Below are 1,187 nucleotides of genomic sequence, written 5' to 3'. Positions count from 1 at the left end.
TGAAATCGACCGAGGTGGTGCCGCTGATCGTCGATAAGGCGACAGGCTACATGGAGACGGTGACGACGCTCGACAAAAATAGGTCGGTCTCCGAACTCCAGGCGGTGAGAGCAGCCTTCATCGGCAACTACGTGATCAAGCGGGAGACTTACGATCCGCGCTATCTCGCCGACACGTTCGACATGATCCAGTTGTGGTCGGATCCCAACGGGCGGGCATTCCCCGAATATGAAGAGCTAATGAACCCGAGCAATCCGAGATCGCCCGTCAAGAGGATCGGCGCGGAAGGCGATGTCCGGGTGAACCTGTTGTCCGTCAATCCCCTAAACAACGAGACGATGAATGTGCGCTTCGAGACCGAAGAACGCCGTCAGGGCGGTATGGCCAAGGTCGATCGATGGTCGGCGACGGTCCGATATCGGCAGGGTAACCTGGAAATGAGCCAGAGGGTGCGGATGTTCAATCCGCTGGGCTTCTTGGTCACGGATTACACCAGGGTTCCGGAAATGATGCCCAGCGGGCTGCCGCAATGAGGAGACTTGGACTGGCAGCGTTGGCGATTGTGTTGAGCGCGACAGTGGCGTACGCGGAATTGGTGGCTCAGCCAGGGCGTTACGACCCCCGTATTCGCACTGTTCCCTATTCCTCGGAACAGGTGTTCGAGGTCACCGGCACCTACGGCATGGTCACGATGATCCTGTTCGGCAAGGACGAGGAGGTCACCCAGGTCGTCGCCGGCGACACCGTCTCCTGGCAGATTCTGACATCCGCCGATCGGCGCGCGCTCACGCTCAAGCCGATGGAAAAGGATGCGGCGACGAACATGTCGGTGATCACGACCAAACGCACCTATTCGTTCGAGCTTCTGGTCAACGATTCGAAGAGCCAGCGAAATCAGACGTACAAGCTTCGATTTTCCTATCCCGAAGACGCCGGGATGAAGGGCATGGCCGAGTTGTGGAGGCAGGCCCAAGAAGCGCAGAACAATCCCAACATCAAGAATATCCGCCGCGACAAGGTGAACTATGACTACGGATTCAAGGGCGATCCTGGTGCGAAGCCGGCGTGGGTGTTTGACGACGGGATCAAGACCTTCATGAAGTTCTCCGGCGACACGCCGGCGATCTTCATCGTCGACAAGAGGCGGCGCGAGTCGCTGGTCAACTATCGCCGGGAGCAAGACTACA

The 1,187-nt window shown here is 58.3% G+C and carries 2 protein-coding genes; both read left to right on the top strand.

Annotation, left to right across the window (positions count from 1 at the left end):
- The coding region (locus tag ACODTY_RS24015) for a VirB8 family type IV secretion system protein (protein ID WP_488996683.1) at positions 1-533 on the top strand (533 nt) is incomplete at its 5' end.
- A gap of 29 nt (positions 534-562) precedes the next feature.
- Positions 563-1,187, top strand: a 625-nt coding sequence (locus ACODTY_RS24010) for a TrbG/VirB9 family P-type conjugative transfer protein (protein ID WP_488996684.1), incomplete at its 3' end; no start/stop codon positions are given.

It is taken from the genome of Mesorhizobium sp. FG116 (assembly GCF_057809835.1).
The sequence above is the reverse complement of the archived record's forward strand: the minus strand, read 5'-3'. Positions and strand labels throughout refer to the sequence as shown.